Genomic DNA, 23,222 nt, shown 5'->3' on the forward strand with positions numbered 1-23,222 from the left:
GTTTATGATTTTACAATTACCTCATACCATTCCTTAGCTTTAGCTTCATCCTTAAAGCACTTTTTCAAGAATTTAAAGAATTCTGTGTGCTCCATTTTCTTCTTCTTACTAGGAATCCAAGTTGCCTGTGTACGTTTGTTTTCCTTTAGCACTAACTGAAAGCTGTCTTTAAACAACTGCATGAATTTTTCCTCTTCCGCTTCTGGAATAGGATCGTAGTCTAAGTAACTAAGTGTCGCGCTGAAAAGCCCCTTTACCTGAGGGTTTGGGAATGGGTAAGAGCGTTTATTCTTTGCTATTTCATCATCTAGCTCCTTTTTCTTTTTTTCTCTTTCCGCCGCATCGTCTTTACGCTTCTGCTCCCTTTCCTCTTCTGCTTTTGCTCGCCGTTCTTCTTCCTTGCGCCGCTCTTCCGCTAACCTTTCAATTTGCTTTCGCCGCTCTTCCGCTTTAGGTTTCTCTTTTTTCAACCCTTTTTTCACAGCCTCTGCTTTTGTCTTTAGCACTAAAGCCTTTTTTATAAGTTCTATTCTAGCATTCCCCCTTGTAATTGGAGTTAAGGCTTGCCCCCCATTTGTCTCGGTTTTATCTGGTGACACAGCTCCTAATTTCGTATAGCGAACGAGGGCTTCTTTCATTGTCCCTTTCTTTTTATTTTCATTTTTTGCACTTCTAAAATCCTTAAGTTTCATATACTTAGGATTAAAGTCATACAGTTGTTTTTGTACCGTAGTCATGGCTAATAACTCTTTTAAGGGATCACTATTCAACCATCTTTTTTCAAACCCCTCATCACTGAAAAATTGTTGCATCAAGAACTCAAATTGCCCCATATAAGCTGCAACCTTTCTATTTTCAATTTCTTCTGTTTTTAGATGTAGCTTTACTTTCCCAAAGCCTAGAGGCTTTCCCATACCTAAATTGTGAAAACAGCTATCCGTTCCATGCATCGTAATTGCACTAATCAAAGCCCCTAACTCCTCTGGAAGCAAATTGTGATAATGCACTTTAAACTTTGCAGTTAAGTCCTCTTTTAATGGCTTAAAATGACTTAGTATTTTTCTATTTATACCATTTGTTGAAGGAAGTTTTTCATAACTAAAATTTTGATGTATAGGATATCGCTTCCGACCTGCTAGGTTTACTCTTTTGGGATCATCCATATATGTTTTATAAGGCTGTCTGTAAGGAACTTTCGTTTCACCCCCCTGATCAATATAGCTAGGATAATAAGAAGCCTTAGGGCTACTCAAAACAGCTGATACTGTCTCTCCTTCAAGGTCATCATCATCTTTCTTAATAAAATTAGCATGCGAAAACTGAACCCGTCCCTTAAGCATGAGCAAGCTATTCTTTTGGTCTCCCTCATCAACATTACCAAAAATACATTGACTTAAATCAAGCTCATTTAATCTTTGATCCTTAAAATAGTCTCCAATCCGATGCTTAAAAGGCAGCTTATATAAATAGGAATAACCTAAGCTCTTAATTTTCCCCTTTTCTTCAATGAAGAAAACAGGAACTTCTTTGCCAGCCTCTAAGCGTTTCTTCCAATATTTCCAATCATGAGATTGTTGATATTCATCAAAATCAAAATAAGCAAACTTAAAATCAGCAATTACTTCCTCTGGAACCACAAACTGCTCCCCCCCTATATCAGGAAAGATAAACTCAAATACTTTTCCTGAGGATTTCCCTCCCTTGGGCTCTTTCCTTTTAGATGGCTGACCTGTAAAAACAACCTTTCCTTTTTGCCTAGTTTCTGTTTCAGACAGCGTACAAACTTTCCGCCCTCTATCATCTTTTGTTCTCGCTATAAAAACATCTTTTAGTCCTATTTTAGGATATAACTCATATTTATGCTTTGCTGACTTTAAATAATCATCTTGCTCGTTATACTTATTGTATTCCGAAGATACTTGCCCATCAGTAGTTTTTTCATACTTTAAAGAAACTTTACCTTGAAAATAATCGGACATTTTTAAACCAAAAGAATCATCTAATTCCTTATGAGAAATTCTTTTGGGCTCTCCACAACTTTCTATAATATATTTATCTCCCTCCTTCTTCATCCAACCACATTGCTGATACTTCATTTTCTTCATATAGAAGTTGTCATGAGAACTCAAATCACGGGCAGCATAACGATGGTCGTTATAAAAATTCATCTTACTAAAAGACAATACTTCCAAGACAGAACGCAACATTCCCTTTAAAGAAGTAGCTGGAATAAAATACTGCTTATCCCCATTCGCATCATAATAGTGAGAAAAAGCCAACGGCCCACCTTCGCTACTTATTAGCTCTTTGCCCTTAGAGTCGTAGATAGCCTTATCCTTTCCCAAAACTCCATTCGCAATAAAAATAGGACTATGTGTCTTTAGCTCTACCTCTAAGGTTCCCGAAAGGCCATCTTTAAATGGCTGGTCATGTGAAACCAATGGTCCCCAAGCAGGGTAAAACACTTTCTTCTCTAAAGGCACAAAATTGTACGGCGCTTTAATTATACTCATCTTATTGTTCGTTTTTTGGGTTTTTAAATCCAGCAAAAGCCCAGCCCATTGGCTCAAAGGCTGCTGCCTTAAATTCATTATTTCCAGCCTCTACTAATGCCCAGATTTCCTTAAACAAAATTATTTGCTCCTTATTTTTGGCCATCCGCAGCTCATGATCTATACATTTAAAAGCCTCGTTTCCTTCTACCTCCGCCAAATTCACACAGTAAATCTTTAACTCTTTACCTAGCTGCCGAATGTGCAGACTTTCCTTGCTTGCAAGATCTACAAAGGCCGCTTCTACAATAAAGCCATCATTGTCAGCTTTCAAGGCCTTTTTTAAGGCCTCAATATCCAAGGCTGATTTTTTATTGCTATTCTTTAGTCCATCCGAATACAGCTCTGGCCGCTCTGCTGATTTCCGCCAAATGTAGCCTTCATAGGTCCCCGCTTTGATTTCCTCAAGCGCTATTTCCCGCTTTTTATATTTCTGTTCTGCTATTTTCATCTTTGCTTTTCTATTCTTGATCTAATAATGATTTGGGCGGCCCCCTTCGGGGCGCTATGTCCGTGGGCTCGCTATTAGCTCGGCCCTGCAGCCGCCTTTGGCGGCTTGGGTCTGGCCCTGCGGGCCACCCACTACCAGCGCTGCCGCTTTAGCGGGCCTTCGGCCCGCTCTTTAAGGGCCATTAAGCCTCCGTAGTTTGGATCTCCCCCTTCATTCGGCCATGTCCGCGCATTACGCCTCCACCTAAGGGCAGACGGCCCTCACAAAGGTCTTTTAGACTAGCTTCTAGGGCTTGCTGGACTTGATTCTCCTCAACAGCTTCAAAAGCTTTTTGCTCTACATAAATATTAAGCGTCATTGACTCTCTAGGCTGTAAAACCTCTTCACTGTATAGCGCTTGGTCCAAAGCTCCAGCCGTAAAGCGATCTATAGCTACATGGTTAAAGATCTTCTTAGCGCTTGTATCTTTAGCCAAATAAATATCCTCAAATAGAATGCGTCCTCTCTGCCCTTTCGCAGCTTTAGAATCTAAGGCCTGACCAAATAGTGCTGTTTTCTGTAGCTCTACTGTCTCAGCATTTCCCATATTTTGTAGACCTTCTGTTAATTTGACCAATTCTTTTTCTAGTTTCTCCAATTTCTTTAGTCCTTCATTTATCGCCTCTAATGGTTCAGCTTGATAATTTTCCAGCGCCGCCAACTGCTGCTCATAGTCCGCTAGCTTGCGTTCCACTTCTGCATGATCAACTTCTTGCTGGTCCACATAAATACCCAACAGCTTATTCAAATGATAAACAAAGCGATGCGCAATAGCCCCCTTTATAGAGCTAGCCGGCATTAGATAGCAATCTGTAGTTGCCATCTCCCCCCCATCCCAGTAGATTACTTTCTCTGTTTTTGGCGTGAAGTCGGCTAAAGCAGATGTAAGCGACAAACTTTTTTCGTCTGACTTCTTTTCGTCTTGTTTTTTCTTTGCTTTCTCTGCTCTTGCTTTCTCCAAAGCTTTCTCTGCCAACTCCACATTAAAGTCTCCACCAAACAGCATAAAGTCTTCTGCGCTTAAGCTCAAGCGATAGTGCTTAAATGCTTGTTCTGATTTGCTAGATGGCTTAAAGGCGGCATACTTATTCTGCCCTGCTTCTCTATAGGCCAACTGGCTACTTTTGGCCAAATACATTTGTAGGTCTTCCTCTTGACTTAGGTCCAAGCTTCTTGTTATTAGTTGCTCTACCTTAAATCGACCAAAACCTTTGCGGCTACCGCCCCCTAAACGGAAAAGCGGATGATGCAAGAGCGATAGTATAGCTTCCCAATTCTTAGCATCTTCTGCTGTTCCTACTAGCTCTATCTCAAAGGCAAAGCGACAGCCCTTGGGCAATAATTCTGACTCAAACTTTCCTTTCAGATCTTTATCCGCAACTCCTCTATGGTTGATGCGCACATGCTCTCTGCGTACAGGCTGGATATGCTCAAAGCCGCTCCCTGTACCCTTTAGTTGCTCATCTACTTCTATCAAATCCACAGCAGAGAGTCCGTCTGCTATTTTTTTCCCATTAAGGAGCAAATGGGCCGAAGATAAAATAAGGCGACTTCCTTGGCCCTTATCTTTCTGCATCTCTTGATGGCCAAAGATAGATTTTAAATCTTCACTTTCTTCTAGGCCTTCATCCTTCTCCCAAAAGAGATGACGCAGCACCCCAGTCAAACTTGTAGCTGGAATATAATAAAAGCCAAAGGCATCTTTCAATAAGCTATTACTGACAGTCAGGGCTTTTTCCCCACTGCCTATTTGTATAGGACTTTGAGCTTCTATTACGCAAAAAGCCTGATATCTATAGTTCTTTTTCTGATCACTCATAATTCGGTTTATTTTCTGGGAGAGTACTCCCATTAGGGTATAAAATAAGGCTAAACGCTGGCTGGCCTAGCGATGTGCAGCAGTGGCCGAAGGCCAGACCCAGGCGGCTTTGCCGCCGCAGGGCCGAGCAGGCTTGCGAGCTGCGAAACGACAACAAGGCCTTTAGGCCGCAGTTCGACGACCAAAGGGAGTAACCGCCTGCCGCAGGCAGGAGGCCCCAAAACAAAACTAACTGCGTTTTGCCGCCTCATTACTAAGCTGTATAATAAAGAAGCGACTATACTTCTGCTCTAAGCCTTTCACTAAATTCCGCTTCCATGTATTTTTACGGCTAGCGGTATTCAAAAACCCTATGTCGTCGTTAAAGAGCAATTCTTTTAGGTTCTTCTCATCCTCAATGTTAATTGCAAAGTTGTGCAACTGCCCCCATTGGCTAGAAGATATTTTAACCATCTCCGCCTGATGTGTTTTCATAAAATCAAGCACCTCTTTAGCCGTGCTGTTTTCCTCCGTTCTTTGCTTAATGCGCTTCAAGTACTTTTTGATCTGCTGCTCTTTGCTATTGAGTGGAATAGCTTTCTTGCTTCCACCTTCCGTCTCGGAGCTATCGGCTTTTTCTGGCTTATCTTCCCTTGGCTTCTCGTATCGATTATAAGAGTTATGCTCCTCAATAGCAGGTACTTCTTTATCGAAAACCTTATCCTGGAAAATGATTTCCCCAAAGCCTTCATTCTGGAAAAGGCCGACTCTCTGCTTTTGCTTTAGCTCTACCTCTTTGGTCGCCTTGATAAAAAAGACGGATCCCTTTTCAATGATCCAACGATCAGCATCTCTAGCCTTGCGGTGGCCATTCCAGCTAGTATATAAGCGGTGGCGAATCTGTGTTTTGGACCAGCAGATTTCCATTCCAGCTAAGTTTTTATCTAAATCCTCTGCCTTGGGACTAAGCGTGAACTCCCCACTATCATCCAGAAAACAAAGGTTACTTGCTGCATATACCTTGATCCACTCATCTTTACTTACTGTAACAGATTCGGGCGAAACATTTTCTACATCTAACTCCTTATTATGAGTAATACAAACCCGACCATACTCAGCAGTAGTAGATTTTCCTATACTGGCCTTTCCTTCTAGGCTGTTAATAATCAGATCTTTTAGATCCTTTGATTCAGCAGCCGCTCCCTTTAGGGTAACATAAAAGGACCAAACACTGCCCTTAGGCAAAGAGAAATACCCGAACATCTGCTCATCCTCAGGCCGTCTTTTATTTCTATTATAGGCAGATTTCACAGAAAAGCGGGCATCACTGTATATGCTGTCTTCTTTATAGATTGCCCCCTCTGCTTCAATAAAATAGCCCTTACGCATCTGCCGCGTTTGGACATCATTTTTCCTAAGGGTTTCATAATGGCCTTTATCTAATAAATGATTAAGGTAAATCCCTTTCTCCTCATCATTTTTATCTGTAAAAAAGTCTAAGGGCATCTTTAGACTTCGCTGTCCTTTTACTATGGGATGCGCATCGCTAAAGCAGACCAATTTACTATGGAATACAGTGTCTACATCAAGTTTATCAACTGCTCCATACTGTTTCTTGGCGAATATGCCCAAGAACTTATTGCCAGGAATATAATCTAAGCGCTCCGAGGCCGAGGATGAAGTGGCCGCACTAGCATTCAATACAATGTCAGAGCAGAGCTCACATTTAAAATGAAGTTTTATCATAATATTTTGGGCTTTTATTTAGTAAAAGAGAACTGTACACGACCTAGCCCCCGATGACGGCTAAGGCCCATTTGCTTAATCATTTTGCTACAGCGCTCTAGCTTGTCTTTATGCTTGGCCAATATCTCCCCTTCTATCTCCCCCTCTAAAACCATAGGTGCACAAACCTCTACCTTTCTTAGGCTATGTTCCTTGGCCACGCCAGTCTCATAACTAATAGCCGTAGAAGAAATACTGCGATACAAGCCTTCTTTTAGCGAAGGCTCTTGATCAAAAAGCTCTTGTAGATTACTGCTCAAAGTGGCCGAAGAAAAGAAACACTGCCCAGCAGTACCTTCATGTTCACCAGCATTTACTCGCTTGCCAAAGACCTCTTCAATAAAGGATTGCCATGCTTTATGTTCAGGGCTATCTTTTTCTTTAAACTCCTCTAATTGCTCAGCAGCATCTCGAAACATCCCCTTTAAGGTTTTGCCAGGAATATAAGGCTGGCCTTTACTGTCCTTTAATACAGCAGCATCGGCATCTCCTGCAATAGATAAACCACTGCCTATATGCCAATCAGAGAAAAACTCTATTTGATATTTTATGTTTTCCATGTCTATTTTGTGATTTATGCGGGTTCTTCTTGAGTAAATTTAGAGAATGAGTGTAGACTCAATAAGTCGTGTAGCTGCTGACAGTTTTTAACTATTTTGTCAGTCACATCTTCGCTTCCCTGAAGGTTGATGCCTAAGCCTTTTAGCTCTTTTGGATAGAAGGTAGCAATCCGCTCCAACTCAAACTGAATCTCTCCTGGCGCATGCGTATAAAGCATAGATAGTACTCTACGCAGACGGCTAGCTAGACTCCCACTTTTGCTTAAGATCTCTAAACGATTGCTCAATTCGTCTACTGTAGCCTGTTGTACAACAGCTTCCGAGCCCATTAAAGGCTTTTCTGCTAAGAAATAGGGGTTGAGACTTAGAGCACCTCTGTCATTCAAAATCCCCTCAACACCTTTGTTCTTATTATTTTCTGACTTTTTAGCATAAATAGCTGGCAAAAGCTCTTCCTTTAAATAATCACTATAGCCCTTGGCATAAGAAGACTCTAGCTTATAAAAGGATAAACTAGCAGGCGTTAGAATGGTCTCTTTATCCTCCTCCCCTCTGTTTTTTTCTGACTTAGCCCTAGCAGCCTTAGCGACCTTCTTGGTATAACTACAAAGACTTTCCGCTAAATCTGCACTATAATGAAAAGGAAACTTCTCCGTCACATAGGCAATTCCAGCACAAGCCGTAAGGCCGTTTTTAACGTAATCATAGCCCTCTGTTCCTTCCTCAAAAACCTGCGTTAACTCTTTTTTCGTTTCTTTTTGAAACTCCTCTAAGAATGCCTTGGTAAAATCTAAAGCTATTTCTGCAGGAACCATAATGCTTAAATCATCACCACCAATCACTACCGGACGAATGCCTAGAATAGGTGCTGCATTTCCTTGCTCTTTATAATAGCGTTCAAAGAGGGCTTTGCCTTTTTCTTGGCCAGACTTTACATCTTTCTTATCGTCTCTAAATATCGTAGTAAAAGCTTTTTGTACAGCCTGCCTTGTTGCATCATCTAATGCCTTTGAAAACCTAATCTGTTTATCTCTAAATGCTTGCCCTTTAACCCCTTTAAATAGCTTGGGAATAATCCGCCCCAAATCATTGCCATCTGCATGAATCATAGCTAACCAGCTATGTCCCTCATTGGGACAAATTCTTTTAAGCTCTTTAGCAAAGACACAGACTTTATCTTTTAGCTCAATGTTGAGACTTTTCTTTAGTAAAGAGTTGGTACTTGATTCTACTTCTTGGAGTTTTCGATACCGGCCTAAATTAAGACTCTTAGAGCGGAATAATCTGCTAATAGAAGAGTCTTTTTCTTCAACCTCCCCATCTGGGTAAGCTCCCAAAGCTGGCCGCCCGGTCTCTGGCACCCGAGCCGTAATCATCCAAGAGAGGGTATTGGGCCGCATAGGGCGGTTACGCTCTGCCTTCAATTGGTTTTCTAGCTCATGAATGTCTTGCTCCCCTATTGTTTCTCTCTTAATAGGCAAAACGGCCTGACTAATAGTGATGCCTGGCGCTTTTTCTGCAATATGATAGGGAAACTCTCTAAAGGCTTTCTCACAATCTTCCTTGCTATCAAAAATATACTTGATATTTCCTGCGGCAGCAATCAGGAAGTTCTTCTTAGAGGGGTTGCTGACACCAACAGACTTCAAAAATTCAATAAACTCTCCTGAGTCAGAGACCTTGGCCACTAACTCACTGGCGCCTGCGATCTCTTTTAGCTTGTTGGTCTCAAAAATGAAGGACTGTATGCCCTGCACTGCAGCAGCATACAAATATACGTTCTCGTCCATAATGTGCTTTTAACCCCAAGCCAACAACAGCCTCCCCCAAAAGGGGGGCTTTACATTTGTTTGGGTCATGGGATAGGTTTACGGTATAATTACGATCTTAAGGTAATAAAAAAAATATAATATTAGGCTTTTTGGCCACTTACTTTGATCAAAAAAAGGGATAAAGAGTACTTGCTTGAAGCACTCTCTTTTCCCTAACTTTGCTGGGGCCTCAAGGGGAGGCATTGAGCTGGGGGCAAGGCAAAAAACTGGGCCAAGCGCTAAAGGCCTCATTTTCAATAAATTTATTTTTTAGGCATATATCAAAATTTGATAGGGCTACTCATTTATTGATAAATGCCATTTTTTTAGCCCACAAAAGAATAGGCCCCAAAAATAAGCTTCGCTCAGCTTGGCACAACTTTGGAAAAATCTTTTGCCCTAAGCGCCAAGCAAAGAAGAAAAAAAAATACCTTGGCCCCTCTATTCCTTCTCAAAAAATATAACTTATGTACTATAAGCTTTTTTTTCTGCTCGCTCTGCCGAGCCTGCTCTTCGCCCAAAATGATTATCCCCAAAAAGAAATTGAACTCTCCGAACTGGCCGTAAGACTACAACAAGAAAGAGATAGCTTCAACCGAAGCTTGCTGGCCCAAAACCTGAAAACCGAACTGCAAAATACCCTGCAAGATACCCAAAGCTATAGCTACCCCTTTGAACAACTAAAAGGAGTCTCCCTCCTCAATGCCCCCGATAAAAGTTTTCGCATCTTTAGCTGGGAGCTATATGTAGATAAAGACCATTACACCCAATTCGGCTTTATCCAAAAAGCAGATGGCCAACTGTTTTTCCTCAATGATAAGTCCGACGAAATGAGAAGCCCACAGTTTGGCCGACTCTCCGCCAATAATTGGTATGGTGCCCTCTATTATAATATACAGCCCTTCGAGTCGAACGGAAAACAGTATTATCTGCTCTTTGGCCGAGATTCTTACTCTTTCTTCGACCGTAGAAAGGTGCTCGATATCCTCTATTTTGACCAAAAAGGAGCCCCCAAGTTTGGCCAAAATATTATCGATATTAAAGATGGCCGTGGCATGAAGCGAACCGTTAGCCGCCATATTGTCCAATACTCTGCCGCCGTCTCCGCTGTGCTCAATTATAATCCCGACCAACAAAAAGTGATCTTCGATCACCTGATTTATGGCCGAGCCGTCCCCGGCGCTCCCGCCTCTAATGTGCCCGACGGTAGCTACTGCGGCCTAGAACTCAAAAAAGGCCGCTGGGTATACATCGATAAGGTCTTTAAAGATGACCCCAATAATGTGCTGGTCAATGACCAAAGCCCTATCGAAATTATGAAGCGAACGCCCAAAAAGAAAAGAGAAAGTAATCTCCAAAAGATGTTTGGCAACCGCAAAAAATAATGATAAAGAGCGCCTATCCCCTATCGGATAGGCGCTCTTTTCGTCTATAAAACCCCGCCAAGGGCTGGCTCGGCCCAGCGCTGCGGAGGGGTGGCCGAAGGCCAGACCCAGGGCGAAACGAAGTGGAGCCCGCAGGGCCGAACAGACCTGTGAGCCCCGTAGCATAGCGGCGGCCGACCTAGGCGATAGCCTAGCCGGCCGCGGGCCCCAAATCCCCCTTATATATATGGCCCTAATCTGGAGCAGGAAGCACCCAATCCCAGTTTTTCCAACCATTCTCGGCCTCCAAAAGGTTGTAGTTGGGGTCAATCAAACGGGCAGATGGCCGACCATTCCAAGATACCCAGCTCTCCGCATAGATGGCCCGAGCCCCATGCCGCCGCCCCAAATCTTTGGCATAGGCCAGAATCATGTCGGGCTGAAAACGCATCTGCTGCAATTGCCAGGGCTCTAAATTATCCTCCGGATAGAGCAATTTTTGACGGCCATTTTGGTCAATTAAGCGATAATGCAATTGCCCCACTTTCTCGACCAACATGACCCGCCAACTAAAGCGAAAACCCTGCTCCTGCCAACAAACTGGCCCCTTATACAACAAAAAACGCCAAGGAAATAGCAGTTGCCAACTAAAGAAAATGACCCAAATGGCCCCCTGCAATTTGGGCCAATACAAGCGATAAGGCCGCTCCAAATGCTCCTGCGGCAGATAGATGAAGCGAAAGCGCCCCAATTCCTCCGCCGAGAAGAAAACCAAGGCCAGGCCCATCATCACATAGGGAAAAAGCCCAATGGAAAAAAGCAAAGCCGTCATCGCATGAAAGAGGATAACAAATAAATAGGCCCAAGGGCGCGTTTTGCGGAAACTCAAGCCAAAAGGAACCAGCAAATCATAGAAAAAACCCGCCCAAGACATGAGGAAAGCCGTAGGTCCCCAAGCCAGAATAGGGCCCAAAATAGGATAGGAAGAACGAGCCGATAACCAAATGCTTAGGGGCTGCGCCCGAAACCACCAGTCGGGCTCTAGCTTGGCTAGGGCCGCATAGATATAGAGTATGGCGATCAGAAACTTGGGCAAGAGGAAGTAGTAGTTGGGCAAATGCCGCCGCCGCAGGCTGGGCCGAAAAAAAGCATCCACAGAAGCATTGCAATGCAAGGGAACAAAACAAAGCAGAAAGGCCAATAAGGACACAAAATAGTAGTGGTTCAAATAAAGGCATTTCTCCCAAAGCTCAAAGTAGCTAAAGAGCAAAAAATAGAGCGCCATGCTCCAGCGATAAAAGGCGCCCAGCAAAACCCCCAAGGCCGCCAAAAGCATCAGGCTGTATAGGAAATAGCAAAGCTGAGGAGAAGCCAAAGGCAGCCAGTCCCAACCCCAAAAACGAAAGTGATAATCGGGCGATAAATAGAAGTCTTCGATCCAACCCTTGGCCCAAAAGCGTATGCCCGACCAAAGAAAAAGACCCCCCAATACAATGCGAAAAAGCAGAAGGGGAAGAACTTCCCGCTCCTGCTTTAGGTATGCTTTAATCGCCGTCATTGTCGCTAGGTAAGACCGTGATGCCAAAAACAGCCGCCATATCATTGGAGAGCGCAAGGTAAATGGCTCGACTCAAATCATAGAGCTGCTCGACCTCCTCCGGTTGGTTCTGCAAAGCAGCCTGCAAATCATCGCCTAGGCTTTCGCAAAGGCTGATGGCGGCCTGCAAATTGGCCAAAAACTGGGCGGGAACCTCATTGCTGCTTTCCGATTCCCAATAGGCCTGCAAATTGGGCGTGCCCAATAAAAAGGCATTTTCCAAACCCTCAAAATTGGCCTTCAATAGGCCTATGCTAAAGTGCGCATCGGGATGTTCAACCGATTCGGGCAGGAAAATCCCATCGTTCTCCTTGCCCAAGGGTTTTCCTAACTTCTTGCGGCTCATCTCCTGGGCCAAGTTAATCATTCCGTTGCTCAGCTCACTAATGGCCGAGCCCAATTCATAACCTTCGGCAGCAGCAAAACGCTGGCCCTCCCCCTGATTTTCCCAAATGTCCTGCGGTTTTTGCATCTCTAGGGCCAAATGCTGCACCGCCAAACGCAGGTAATCCGCCCGACGAGCAGAAAAAGGCAATTGCTGACTACTGTCGGCAAATAATAGGTATTCTATAGCCGAAAGGCTTTTGGCATAACTGCTCTGTTGCCGCATATACAGGCTGTCTAGCGTTCGGCTCGTATCCGAAATGCTGGCTTCTATAGAACTGCCATTGGCGGGACTCCGCCCTATGCCCCAATGCAAATATTGGCTTTTCATTTCGCCAAAAACAAAGGGTTCTGCAGCCCCCCAAGCCCTTGCGGCCTGCCGCCAAGCTTCACGAGCATCGGTCAAACTGGCATTGCTGGGCTGCGCCAAAAACAAATTAACCTTAGTGGCTAAGTTGGGGCCCTGGGCCGCTACCTCTTGCCAAGCTGGGGCAATAACTTCTGTTTGCCAAGCTTGCAAAAGGGCCGTTTTATCAAAACTGTCCTGCTTGCTACAAGCAAAAAGGAAACAAAGGCTGGTCATAGCCAATAGAGAAGCTAATCGTTTCATATTATATATAGTAGTTTTATTTTTGGGGCCTCCGCTGCGCTACGCTTGCGGCGCTACGTTACAGGGCTCGCTATTCGCTCGGCCCTTCAGCGCTTGTAGCGCTTCGGTCTGGCCTTCGGCCACCCTTTCACATCGCTAGGCCTGCGGCGGCTGCGCCGCCTGCAAGACGCAGGAAGTAGGGCCTAGTTGGCATAGCTCGCAAATCACCCCTTCAGATCGGTTACTCCCTTTGGTCGTCGAACGGCGGACTAAAGTCCTTGTTGTGACCTGCGGCGGCTGCGCCGCCTGCAAGACGCAGGAAGTAGGGCCAGATTAAAGAGAGTTTAAAAATTCGAGCACTTGGCTGCGCTCTTCTGCGCTTAGGGCCATAAAGGCATCTTTAGCCGCTTCGGCTTCTCCCCCATGCCAGAGGATGGCCTCTTCTATATTTCGGGCTCGGCCATCATGCAAAAGCTCTGAATGCTCATTGACGGTAGAAATGAGGCCCAAGCCCCAAAGAGGTTGTGTTCGCCACTCTTGGCCATTGGCTAGATAATCGGGGCGGTTATCGGCTAGGCCTGCGCCCATATCATGTAAGAGAAAGTCGCTATAGGGATAAATCTTTTGATTAGACAGAGGGGCCAAGGCATGCACTCCTGTCTCAAAACTCGGGCGATGGCAATCGCCACAGCCCATCTCTAGAAATAATTTTTTGCCTTTAAGGACCCTTTGGTCTTTCCAATCTCTGCGAGCGGGCACGGCCAAGGCCTGCAAATAAAGTTCTACTCTATCTAAGGTCTGATCATCTAGTTCGTAGCCTTGGGCATTATTGCCATTAGGCGCTTGCTGGCAGTCGGTTTGGCCCGGACTACAATTTTGCTCGGGAAAAAGAGAGGAACTAATGCCCATATCCCCCTGAAAAGCGGCAGTAATCTGTTCTCTTAAAGTGGCAGCATTGGCTTTCCAGCCATAACGGCCGAGCAGTTGTCCGTTAGCGCTCGGAATCCAATTGGCCCGTCCAGACACCCCATTTCCATCTATATCTTGTGGATCTTCTAGGGCCAAGATACTCTGTTCGGGAATAGCTTCTATCAGCCCCATCCCCACTAATTGGTTGGCTACCCTTGGCGATATTTCTACATCTGCGGCCAAGGGGCCATAGGCTAATTCTTGTACCCCATAAGTAGGTTTGCGCAACTCATAGCTACTGCCATCGGGGTATTGCCCCTGAATATAATCGTAACTAATGCTAATTTTCCCCTCTGCCGCAACATTGTTAATCCCTTGGTCCTGTAGCTGCCCCCCATAAGAAGGTTCGGGCCAGTTTTTGGCCCCAGCCGAAGCGCCGGGCACCGACAAACGAAGCAAAAGGCCATGTCCCAGCTCCCCACTAAAAGCAGGAGAGCGCCCCCGCCCATCTTTAAAATGGCAGGAAGAACAAGCGACCGCATTAAACAATGGGCCTAGACCATCCCGGGCCGTTGTTGAAGCTGGAGAAGAGACCCAAGATTGATTAAAGAAGGAATTTCCCGTAAAAAAGGCCAATTCGTCCATAGAAGACAAACCCGAAGTTTGAAAACCAAAGGCATTTCGAGAACTATTAAAGACGGTGGTCGCCCCACCGCTATATTCTTCGCCAGCCTCTGCTTGCAAAGCCCCCTCTTCCTTTTTACAGGCTCCTAGGAGCAAGAAAGAAATGATGATAATGGGCAGTAATTTTTTCATACAAATAGATATAAAGTGGTTCTGCCACAAAAGTAAAAAATCCAACTTATTAAACTAGACTAATTCTTAATAAGAATTAAGAAATACCTTAAGAAAACAACTACATCTATGGCATGGAGGAAAAAGCAACTAGCTTGAATCATTGCAAAGGAGTGTTGGCTGGAAAAAAAATGGTCTGGGGGATTTATTCTTAGCATTCGCTGGAAAAAAAACAGTCCATTGCAACTCAAAAAGAGCATTCGCTAGAAAAATAATGGTCTGGGGGATTTATTCTTAGCATTCGCTGGAAAAAAAACAGTCCATTGCAACTCAAAAAGAGCATTCGCTAGAAAAATAATGGTCTGAGGGATTTATTCTTAGCATTGGCTGGAAAAAAAACAGTCCATTGCAACTCAAAAAGAGCATTCGCTAGAAAAATAATGGTCTGGGGGATTTATTCTTAGCATTCGCTGGAAAAATGACGGTCCATTCCAACTCTTTTAGCTCTTTTTGGCCATCAAGGCCAGTTCCCCCTTCTCTTTCAACAGTAAGATAGGATCATCAGCCAAATGATTTTTGAGTTTTAGCAACAGCAGGCCAGTAGGCTAAAGCCCTCTTTAACTGCAAAATAGGGAGTATTTCTGGCCTAAAACTAATATTTAGTACATTATTTAGTTAAAAAAGTTAGATTTATTTGCAAAACATTTGACTTTACGAAAGTTTATCCATAGGTTTATAACGTATCAATTATTTATAATAATTAAATTCATTTCCTATGAATGATCTAGTTCGTTGGTCTAAGCTGATCAACTTCTTTATTTCGGTTACCGATGGCTCGCATCGCAAGATGTATCTCTTGGCTACCGATCATCTTCACAAGCTGCAAGAGATGGCGGTTCATGACCCATTTTTGCAAGACTTGCTTACTTTTTTGTTGCCCTTTTACAACAGCTTTATTGCGCAGTATCGAAAGAGCAATCAGGACCGTATTCTCTTGGCGGAAAAGACGGCCGATTTGAACGACATGTTGGTAGAGCTTTCTACAAACAAGATTCGTCAGTGGGATATTCAGATTCAGGGCGTTTATGACATGCGAAGCAATGTATACAAACGTCTATTGCCAGACGGAAGGGGGCCTTTTCAGACCAACTCTTATGAAATGCGGATTGAGGCTATTTTAAGTTTGGCGGAGCGGCTAAACCTAGACCCTCAACTGAGTGCTTTGGGCCAAGACGTAGAAGCTTATGGTTTGCAGCTACAAAGTTTGCGCATGCAGCAGCAGGGCATAAAGGTCTATCGTTCGGCTAACTCTAAAGCTTTGGAAGAGCAGCGTTTGGAATTGGCCAAGGGCTTGTATGCTGTATTTTGCCGACTAAAGGGCCACTATTATGAGGAGCTCTATGAGGTAGAGAAATTTTACAAACTTCATTACTTCCGTACGAGCAATGACAACAATGGGTTGCCTGATCAGGAGGTCAATAGCTTTGAGATTAGCTTAGAGGCCAATAGTCGTTCTGGACAATTGGAAGACCTCTTGGAAGGGGGCCAAAACATTCGCCTTACTCATTTGGAGGGAGCGCAGCTACAGTATTATACCGTGGTCAATGCGGTAGACACTCCTTTGGAGGAGCATAACCTCGACCCCTTGCAATCGGTTATTTTGACTGTAGCCGATGGGCACCAACTCTTGGTTGTGAATAATACGCATGGCATCCCGGCCAAGCTTCAGGTAGAAATCCTTTAATTAGCCCATCTGCTGAGCAGCTATCTATAGATCTCTAGCTAGCAGTATAGACAGAAAAACAGGAGTAGCTCCTTAGGGGGCTAGCTCCTGTTTTGTTTTTTCATCTATTGACTGCTTGTCCTTAAGCTCTACATTTATTTTTCATCTTTGGAGGCTTGGCCAACTCCTCCATAAGGACAAACTGTATATTCCTTCAAATAAAAAAACCAGTCTGCAGAAGCAGACTGGTTTGAGGTTAATGTATTTTATCTTGGCAGAGATAAAACAGCTTCAAATAGTAGGAAGAGGATTAGGCAAAGGCCTCATTCCATACGGCTTGGTTGTGTAGACGACCAATTTCTTGGCGGCCCCACTTATTAAATTGTTCAATTTTCTCGTCATAGCCGAAGCTTGCCCAGCCACCGAGTAGCCAACCCAAGCCACGGGCCACTTTTCCACCTGCGCCTTTGTTCCATTCTTTAACGCCGGCATCTTTCATGATTTCAAAGCGTTCTAGTGCATCAATTACATTGTCGACAATCACCGTATCGGTTTTCTTAGACAACCAGTTGGCATATTGGGCACGGCTAAGGAGCCAGTAGGCTGCTTTTTCGTTCACTCTTGTTTCCTGTGTATTGACATACTTGCTCATAATTTCGGCGCGTAGGCGCTTCCATTGATCTGCACCGCTAGCAATAGCGCCTTTAGCATCTTCTAGCTGATCGGCTCTTTGCTTATAGAGGTTCGTATAAACAATATCCAGTTGTTCTTGGATTTTGGCCAAGAGGGCTTTCATCTCTTCATACTTGCTAGTGACCCCACGCTTGTACAATCCATCGAGGTCAATCAAACCAGCATTCTGGGCCTCTGTCATCGTAGACAAGCCAGCTCCGCCAGGAAGGGCAAGAGAGAGGAAACCACCAATTTGGCCCATGGTTCCACCAGATTCGCTAGCGGCACCAAGGAGCATTTTAGCAATATCGCCAAAACCGTTTACACTACCACTAAGTAGAGCGGTAACACCGGCAGCTACAGCGGGATTGACAGGAGTCAATGCCAAGCCAATAGAGCTTACGACCACCTTACGCACCGATTCTAGCAGCTTCATCAAGTCTTTCTGCTTCTTCATTACAGATTCATAGTCTGATTTAGCCTTAAGATAGACTTCAGCAGCAGCTCCACCTGAAGCAATTGTTTGGCGGTAGGCACCATCTACTTGAGAGCCGAGGGTAAGGATATCTTGGTTGAGGCGAGTAAGCACTGCGCCTAGGGTATTGACCAAGGGGCCATCAAATCCACCAGAGAACTCTCCGATGAGGGCGGCTTCTTGTTCATCTGTGAGTGTTGTTGCATTGGGGAAGTCAATAACGATTTTATCCTCATTGAACTCCATCATAGAATCTTGGACCTCGTACTTCGTCAAAGCGAAAGTAAGTACATTATCTACAGCGCCGAGGATATCTTTAACCTCATCGGTCATTTCTCCATTGGCGCGGCCGCCGGTAAGGGCATTAGCCAACCAAGATTCGGCTTGGCCTTGTAGATCTTTAGCTTTAGCGAGTAGGCGGTTATCTACTTCAGTACCTTCTAAGATATCGTCGGTATCGCCAAGGCCAAAGTAAGCGGCTTTAATCTTCTCATAGACAGAGAGGAAGTCGCCTTCTTTGATATCTTCAATAAAGCCAGCTACTTCTTTGAGGAAGTTGCCTCCTACTTCGATCCATTGTTTGACCATAGTGATCTTTTCTTGGATCTCGGCACCAACTTCTACGGCTTTAGCCAACCATTTTTCGGCTTCTGCGCGGAAGATATTGACCTTACCGATGAGTTCGTTATCTACATTAGTGTTAGAGATAATGTCTCCACCACCAGTGATATCATCCCAAGCGGCGGCTAGGCGGTCATACCAATCGGGCAAGTTATTGCCATCGGCATCGCCAACAGCTAGGCCGATAAGGTCAGAGGCTTTATCGAGTAGGCCTTCAGAAGACTGGATCCATTCGCCTGCGGCAGCAATCTTATCGCTAAAGTCGCCATTTTTCATAGCGGAAGCGGAGGCCACAAAGCGTTTAGCTTCATTGACAAAGCCAGAGACTTGGCCGGCCACTTCGGCGGTAAATTCTTCTTGGCCATCCAATACTCTTTTGATTTGGCCCTGGGCCCATTCTTTGGCGAGTTGGAGATATTTTCCGACCACATCCTCGCCATTGGCCATATCGGTAGCAATTTGCATAGCCATTTTGATCCAATCTTGGACCTCTCCAAGATGTTCGCCAGCGGGAAGCTTAGCGATAAGGGAGTTGGCTAGGCGGGCAAATTCGTCGGCCTTTTGTTTGTATTCTTGAACTTTGGCTAGGAGTTTATCATCGATATCGGTGCCGGCAAAAATATCATTGGCGCCATCGAGCTCTGTCCAAAGGGCAGAGAGCTGATCATAGACGGCATTGAAATCCTTATTTTTGAGGGCATCGACAAACTCTTTTCCTTTTTCGGCCAAAGAAAGGAGTTTCTGAATATTATAGATCCAAGTTTTGACCAAGTCAATTTTCTCTTGGACGGCAGGGTTCATTTCTGCGGTGGCCTTAGCCAGCCATTCTTCGGCTTTAGTTTTAAAGCCATTGATTTTACCCAACAGTTGTTCATCGATATCGGTACCGGGGATAATATCCATAACGGCTAGTTTATCCCATTCGCGAGCGAGTAGGTCGTACCAATCGGGCAGGCTATTATTGTCGGCATCGGCGAAGAGGTTATCGACGATATCGCCGGCCTTATCGAGGAGATTGTGGGTGCTGCCGAGCCATTCTTCGGCTCTAGCTACTTTATCATCTAGGGAAGCGTCGCCTAGGGCTTTGGCCTTATCGACAAAATCCTGGGCTAGTTTCTTAAAGTCGATGGCTTCTGCCACAACGGCATTGCTGAGTTCTCCGACTACTTCTGTACCGCTAATGACAGAGGAGATACCGCCTTCCATCCAGCTTACGGCTAGATCTCTCCATTGGCCGAGGTATTCCTCTAGGGCCTCTACTTTTTCGATAACAGATTTGGCAAGTTCGATCCATCCTTGGACCTTTTCTACTTTATCGCCTAGTTCTCCTCCGGTAAAGAGGGAGGCGAGGCGGAGCCAGCCTTCGGCTTGTCCGATATACTCTTGAGCGGTGGCGAGGATGCCTTTATCTAGTCCTTCTTTAGAGCTAAGGATTTTATCGATGCCGGTATCGAGCCAAGAGACGGCCAGGTCTTTCCAGCCGTTGAGGGTGGCCTCGAGGTCGGCATTGCCTTTAGCTTGGGTAGCGATATCGCTTTCCGTTTCTGCTTCAATTTCTTCGGCGGCGGCTTTTTGGGCGCTGCGTTCTTCGCTTTTGGCTTCGCGAGCGGCGGCGGCCTCTTCGGGCATGGGGATAGTTCCTTGCTCCTCTACGCTAGGCTCATCTTGATCGGCTTGGGCCAGGGCGGCTTGGGTCTGATGCAAGGTGGCTAGAACTTGGCTGTGTTGGGCTGCGGTTTGGGGGTCGGAAGACAGCCCAAACTGATAGTAGTTAGAGAGCCATTCGTTGGCTTTCTTTTGCAGCAATTCTAAGCTTTCTTTTTGTTGCTTGCTGATGGCCATAATATATATATGTTAGATAGGTATTTTGCCTTGCGGCGGGCAGATTTTTTCTTGAACTACCGAAAGTTAAGGACTTTATGGCCGTTTTTCAAAGCTTGTTGGGAAAAGAAAAAAACCTTTTTGATATTCTGTTTTTCTATTGTCTATTTAGTTTTTTTGGCTTATTTTGTTCGGTTTTTGCCCAGCCCTCCCGAAGGGATTCCTTAGGGAATCCCGTAGAGGGGAGGGTGGGCGGGGACATATTGATGAATGAGGAGCGAAGCGAGGAATACCGCTTTTGCAGAGGATTGGCATGGCTGAGGGATGGATAGTGGTGCGGCGCAGCCGCAGACCAAGGCGCTGCAAGCGCCGCAGGGCCGAGCGAACAGCGAGCCACGGCACAGCCCGACCCGACCGCAGGGAGGGGCAGCCCCAAAAAAATAGCAGCAGTTCTCTATACAGAAAACTGCTGCTCCCTAAGCTAAGCTTCATATTATTTACTTGGGCTCGAAGCCAAGAACGATATTGAACGAACCATAATCGAAGACTGAAGAGCCTGCGGGTAGGTCCTTATCGAAGCCAATACCATAATCGAAACCAAGGGTACCAAACATAGGCAAGAAAACCCGAAGGCCCGCTCCTACTGAACGTTTGAGCATAAATGGATTGTATTCGCGGAAGCTAGACCAAGCATTTCCGCCCTGTACAAAGCCCAAAACATAGATCGTTGCATTGGGGTTGGGCGAAAGCAGATAGCGCAATTCGGCCGTAAACTTATTGTAGACCGCCGCCCCTGTTTGGTTGGCAATAGACACATCCGTCACGGGATCGCTGTATCCACGGAGCGAGATAATATCTTTTCCTTGTAGGCCCACAAAGTTAGAAATACCGTCACCACCTAGTTCATAGCGACCAAAGGGAGACAAGCCCACATCCTTATTATAGCTCCCCAAGAAGCCCAGCTTGGCCTCTGTCTTAATGACCAAGTTTTTGGCAATCTTGGTATACCAAGCGCTTTCAAAATCCCATTTATGATATTCTACCCAACGGAAACGGTCGGTATCGGGAAGTTCTGTATCGGTATAATCCCAGCCATTGACCAAAGAATAAGGGAAGGTCAGTTTCATAGAGAGTGAGAGGGTAGATCCTGACTCGGGGAAAAGCGGGTTATTGACCGAGTTCCGAGAGAGGGTTTGGCGGATCGAAAGATCATTAAAGATGCCTGTAGGAATGGTAAAGTCGTAGCGGCGGAGCAGATTCATATTTTGGTACTCCATAGCGATTTGGTAGCTAAAATAGTCATCGGGCCAGCGCAGGCGAGTCCCTAGGCCCACCGTTACCCCTGTAATTAATAGCTGTTGAAAACTGCTACTTTCTGGAGTTTGTCCATTATTGTATCTAGAGTGGTAGGCGCTAACAGAAAGCGCATTGCGCTTTTTGCCACCTAGCCAAGGTTCGGTAAAAGAGAAGTTATAGGACTGAAAATAGCGTCCGTTTGTTTGAATACGCAAGCTTAGGCGCTGTCCATCTCCCTGCGGAAGGGGGTTCCAGGCTTCTGCCTTAAAGAGATTGCGCAAAGAAAAGTTGTTAAAGGTGACCCCAAGCGTACCAATCAATCCGTTGCCATAGCCTCCCCAACCAGCAGAGAGTTCCAATTGGTCAGAAGGACGTTCTTCTACGGTATACTCAATATCTACAGTTCCTCGCTGCGGATTTACAGGCGTATTGATGCCCATAGCCTCGGGGTTAAAGTAGTTGAGCGCCATTAGTTCGCGTTGAGAACGCATAATATCTGAGCGGCTAAACTTAGCGCCGGGCAAGGTCCGTAGCTCTCGGCGGATCACATGCTCATGCGTACGGTCGTTCCCCTTAATAATTACGCGGTCAATGGTGGCGACAGGCCCTTCTTGGATGCGGATTTCGATATCTACGGTATCATTTTTCACGCCTTTTTCTACGGGATTGGCCTGAAAAAAGAGGTAGCCATTATCCATATAGAGCGTACTCAAATCGCGGCCGTTGCGGTCAAAGCTAATACGGCTCTGCAAAAGCTCTTCATTATAGACCTCTCCTCTGCGAATGCCTAGAATGCGGCCCAGAACCTCATCAGAATAAGAGCTATTTCCTCTAAACTTAATGTCGCCAAAATAGTAAGTGGTCCCCTCATCAATGTGCATATCAATTTGGATCGCCTTTTTGACTTTTCCGTTTTTCTTGGGAATTTCTACGATATAAACCGAATCGCGGACAATTTTAGCATCTCGCAAACCGATCTTATTATAATAGGCCATAACATTTTCTTTGTCGGCCTTATAATCGTACTCAATATACTTAGAGGGCTTAAAAATGCCCATAATGGGGCGTTTCCGTTTGGTATCTTTCAGTAGGCGGCGCAATTTGGCATCAGAGACCTTTTCGTTGCCCACAAAGTTGATATCTTGAATCCGAATCCGCTTCCCTCGATCTACATTAAAGACCCAGCGGATACTATTTTTCAAAACGATATCTTCCTCTTCTTCTACAGTAACGCTAGCATCGGGATAGCCTTTGGTGGCAAAGAAATCTTTAATTTCTCGCACAGCACTGCGCTTCATACTTTTGGTAGCGGCCCGCCCTTTGAGCAAATAGCGGTTGAGCAACTCATTCAAATCATCTTGCCAGCCTTTACGTACGCCACGGTAGGCATGTCGAGCAAAACGAGGATACTCCTTAAGGACAATTTTAAGAAATACAGCTTCTCCCAAACGGCGTTCGAGCAAAATCTGCACATCGACAAAAAGCCCTTGGCCCCAAAGCTTACGAATTGATTTACCAATATCATCTCCAGGCAGCTTAATGCTCTCCCCCACCTTCAGGCCCGAAACGGCAATCACGGCATTGGGGTCGGTATATTCGCAACCTTCCACCTTAATGCCTCCAATTTCATAGGTTTGAGGCAGTTCATAATCCATCACAGGCAGACTAGTATCTGCATTACTGTTCGGCAGGCTATCGGTTTGGGCCAATAAGGGTTGGCTCAGGCAAAATAGGCAAGCTAGGTAGACGCCTAGCCGTATAGAGTTGTAGTTCATGCGTTTTTGGCAGACTTTTTTTTCTTAAAACATAGATCGAGGAGCAGACTTAGCCCCCTTTTCCAAACAAAACGGAAAGTTCGGGCCAAAGGTAGGGGATTTAAAAGAGATAAAAAATATTTTGTCTATTCTGCTTTTTTGGGGCTGCCCCTCCCTACGGTCGGGTCGGGCCATTCCGCAGCTCGCTGCTCGCTCGGCCCTGCGC

The 23,222-nt window shown here is 45.2% G+C and carries 13 protein-coding genes; 2 read left to right on the forward strand and 11 right to left on the reverse strand.

All coding sequences use genetic code 11. From position 1 onward, the window contains the following. Nucleotides 1-2: 2 nt before the first annotated feature. The 6 genes from SGRA_RS01915 to SGRA_RS01940 all read right to left on the reverse strand — a co-directional run bounded on the left by SGRA_RS01915 (nt 3) and on the right by SGRA_RS01940 (nt 8,975). Nucleotides 3-2,513, reverse strand: coding sequence for a TIGR03986 family type III CRISPR-associated RAMP protein (locus SGRA_RS01915; protein ID WP_014373436.1), 2,511 nt, complete (start codon nt 2,511-2,513; stop codon nt 3-5). Between the two features lies 1 nt (nt 2,514). Next, entirely contained in the window at nt 2,515-3,003 is a 489-nt protein-coding gene (locus SGRA_RS01920; protein WP_014373437.1) for a TIGR04423 family type III CRISPR-associated protein, read from the reverse strand. Between the two features lie 181 nt (nt 3,004-3,184). After that, a complete protein-coding gene (locus SGRA_RS01925; RefSeq protein ID WP_014373438.1) occupies nt 3,185-4,861 on the reverse strand; it encodes an RAMP superfamily CRISPR-associated protein in 1,677 nt (558 codons plus the stop codon). 228 nt (nt 4,862-5,089) lie between these two features. Next, complete coding sequence (locus tag SGRA_RS01930; protein ID WP_014373439.1) at nt 5,090-6,586, reverse strand: hypothetical protein; 1,497 nt, start codon at nt 6,584-6,586, stop codon at nt 5,090-5,092. A 14-nt stretch (nt 6,587-6,600) separates the two neighbouring features. Beyond that, the gene (locus SGRA_RS01935; RefSeq protein ID WP_014373440.1) at nt 6,601-7,185 is read right to left on the reverse strand and encodes an RAMP superfamily CRISPR-associated protein; all 585 of its coding nucleotides are present in this window, start codon (nt 7,183-7,185) and stop codon (nt 6,601-6,603) included. A 14-nt stretch (nt 7,186-7,199) separates the two neighbouring features. Further along, nucleotides 7,200-8,975: a Cas10/Cmr2 second palm domain-containing protein gene (locus tag SGRA_RS01940; protein ID WP_014373441.1), complete on the reverse strand. Its 1,776-nt coding sequence runs from the start codon at nt 8,973-8,975 to the stop codon at nt 7,200-7,202. 488 nt (nt 8,976-9,463) lie between these two features. On the opposite strand from SGRA_RS01940, the gene SGRA_RS01950 reads away from it, so the two are divergent. After that, nucleotides 9,464-10,381, forward strand: a complete 918-nt coding sequence (locus SGRA_RS01950; protein ID WP_014373444.1) for a hypothetical protein — start codon at nt 9,464-9,466, stop codon at nt 10,379-10,381. A gap of 232 nt (nt 10,382-10,613) precedes the next feature. Here the strand turns inward: SGRA_RS01950 and SGRA_RS01955 are convergent, their stop codons facing one another. The 3 genes from SGRA_RS01955 to SGRA_RS01965 form a co-directional block, all read right to left on the reverse strand. Beyond that, a complete protein-coding gene (locus SGRA_RS01955) occupies nt 10,614-11,918 on the reverse strand; it encodes an HTTM domain-containing protein (RefSeq protein WP_014373445.1) in 1,305 nt (434 codons plus the stop codon). Next, nucleotides 11,905-12,951: an imelysin family protein gene (locus tag SGRA_RS01960; RefSeq protein WP_014373446.1), complete on the reverse strand. Its 1,047-nt coding sequence runs from the start codon at nt 12,949-12,951 to the stop codon at nt 11,905-11,907. Before SGRA_RS01960 ends, SGRA_RS01955 begins: the two co-directional genes overlap by 14 nt. 312 nt (nt 12,952-13,263) lie before the next feature. Further along, nucleotides 13,264-14,655, reverse strand: a complete 1,392-nt coding sequence (locus SGRA_RS01965; RefSeq protein ID WP_014373447.1) for a di-heme oxidoreductase family protein — start codon at nt 14,653-14,655, stop codon at nt 13,264-13,266. 754 nt (nt 14,656-15,409) lie between these two features. Here SGRA_RS01965 and SGRA_RS01970 point away from each other — a divergent pair. Continuing rightward, nucleotides 15,410-16,378 (forward strand): hypothetical protein, encoded by a 969-nt coding sequence (locus SGRA_RS01970; RefSeq protein WP_014373448.1) that lies wholly within the window; start codon nt 15,410-15,412, stop codon nt 16,376-16,378. 289 nt (nt 16,379-16,667) lie between these two features. Here SGRA_RS01970 and SGRA_RS01975 read toward each other — a convergent pair whose 3' ends face one another. Together SGRA_RS01975 and bamA are read right to left on the reverse strand one after the other, a co-directional pair. Beyond that, nucleotides 16,668-19,967 carry a hypothetical protein gene (locus SGRA_RS01975; RefSeq protein ID WP_014373449.1) on the reverse strand — a complete coding sequence of 1,100 codons (3,300 nt, stop codon included), beginning with the start codon at nt 19,965-19,967 and terminating at the stop codon, nt 16,668-16,670. Nucleotides 19,968-20,443: 476 nt separating this feature from the next. After that, nucleotides 20,444-23,017 carry an outer membrane protein assembly factor BamA gene (gene bamA / locus SGRA_RS01985; protein ID WP_014373451.1) on the reverse strand — a complete coding sequence of 858 codons (2,574 nt, stop codon included), beginning with the start codon at nt 23,015-23,017 and terminating at the stop codon, nt 20,444-20,446. Between the last annotated feature and the right edge of the window lie 205 nt (nt 23,018-23,222).

Source organism: Saprospira grandis str. Lewin (assembly GCF_000250635.1).
GTDB lineage: Bacteria > Bacteroidota > Bacteroidia > Chitinophagales > Saprospiraceae > Saprospira > Saprospira grandis.

Excerpts from the sequence above, each read along its gene's own strand:
- SGRA_RS01915 (WP_014373436.1), bottom strand. The coding sequence starts at position 2,513 with ATGAGTATAATTAAAGCGCCGTACAATTTTGTGCCTTTAGAGAAGAAA.
- SGRA_RS01920 (WP_014373437.1), bottom strand. The coding sequence starts at position 3,003 with ATGAAAATAGCAGAACAGAAATATAAAAAGCGGGAAATAGCGCTTGAG.
- SGRA_RS01925 (WP_014373438.1), bottom strand. The coding sequence starts at position 4,861 with ATGAGTGATCAGAAAAAGAACTATAGATATCAGGCTTTTTGCGTAATA.
- SGRA_RS01930 (WP_014373439.1), bottom strand. The coding sequence starts at position 6,586 with ATGATAAAACTTCATTTTAAATGTGAGCTCTGCTCTGACATTGTATTG.
- SGRA_RS01935 (WP_014373440.1), bottom strand. The coding sequence starts at position 7,185 with ATGGAAAACATAAAATATCAAATAGAGTTTTTCTCTGATTGGCATATA.
- SGRA_RS01940 (WP_014373441.1), bottom strand. The coding sequence starts at position 8,975 with ATGGACGAGAACGTATATTTGTATGCTGCTGCAGTGCAGGGCATACAG.
- SGRA_RS01950 (WP_014373444.1), top strand. The coding sequence starts at position 9,464 with ATGTACTATAAGCTTTTTTTTCTGCTCGCTCTGCCGAGCCTGCTCTTC.
- SGRA_RS01955 (WP_014373445.1), bottom strand. The coding sequence starts at position 11,918 with ATGACGGCGATTAAAGCATACCTAAAGCAGGAGCGGGAAGTTCTTCCC.
- SGRA_RS01960 (WP_014373446.1), bottom strand. The coding sequence starts at position 12,951 with ATGAAACGATTAGCTTCTCTATTGGCTATGACCAGCCTTTGTTTCCTT.
- SGRA_RS01965 (WP_014373447.1), bottom strand. The coding sequence starts at position 14,655 with ATGAAAAAATTACTGCCCATTATCATCATTTCTTTCTTGCTCCTAGGA.
- SGRA_RS01970 (WP_014373448.1), top strand. The coding sequence starts at position 15,410 with ATGAATGATCTAGTTCGTTGGTCTAAGCTGATCAACTTCTTTATTTCG.
- SGRA_RS01975 (WP_014373449.1), bottom strand. The coding sequence starts at position 19,967 with ATGGCCATCAGCAAGCAACAAAAAGAAAGCTTAGAATTGCTGCAAAAG.
- bamA (WP_014373451.1), bottom strand. The coding sequence starts at position 23,017 with ATGAACTACAACTCTATACGGCTAGGCGTCTACCTAGCTTGCCTATTT.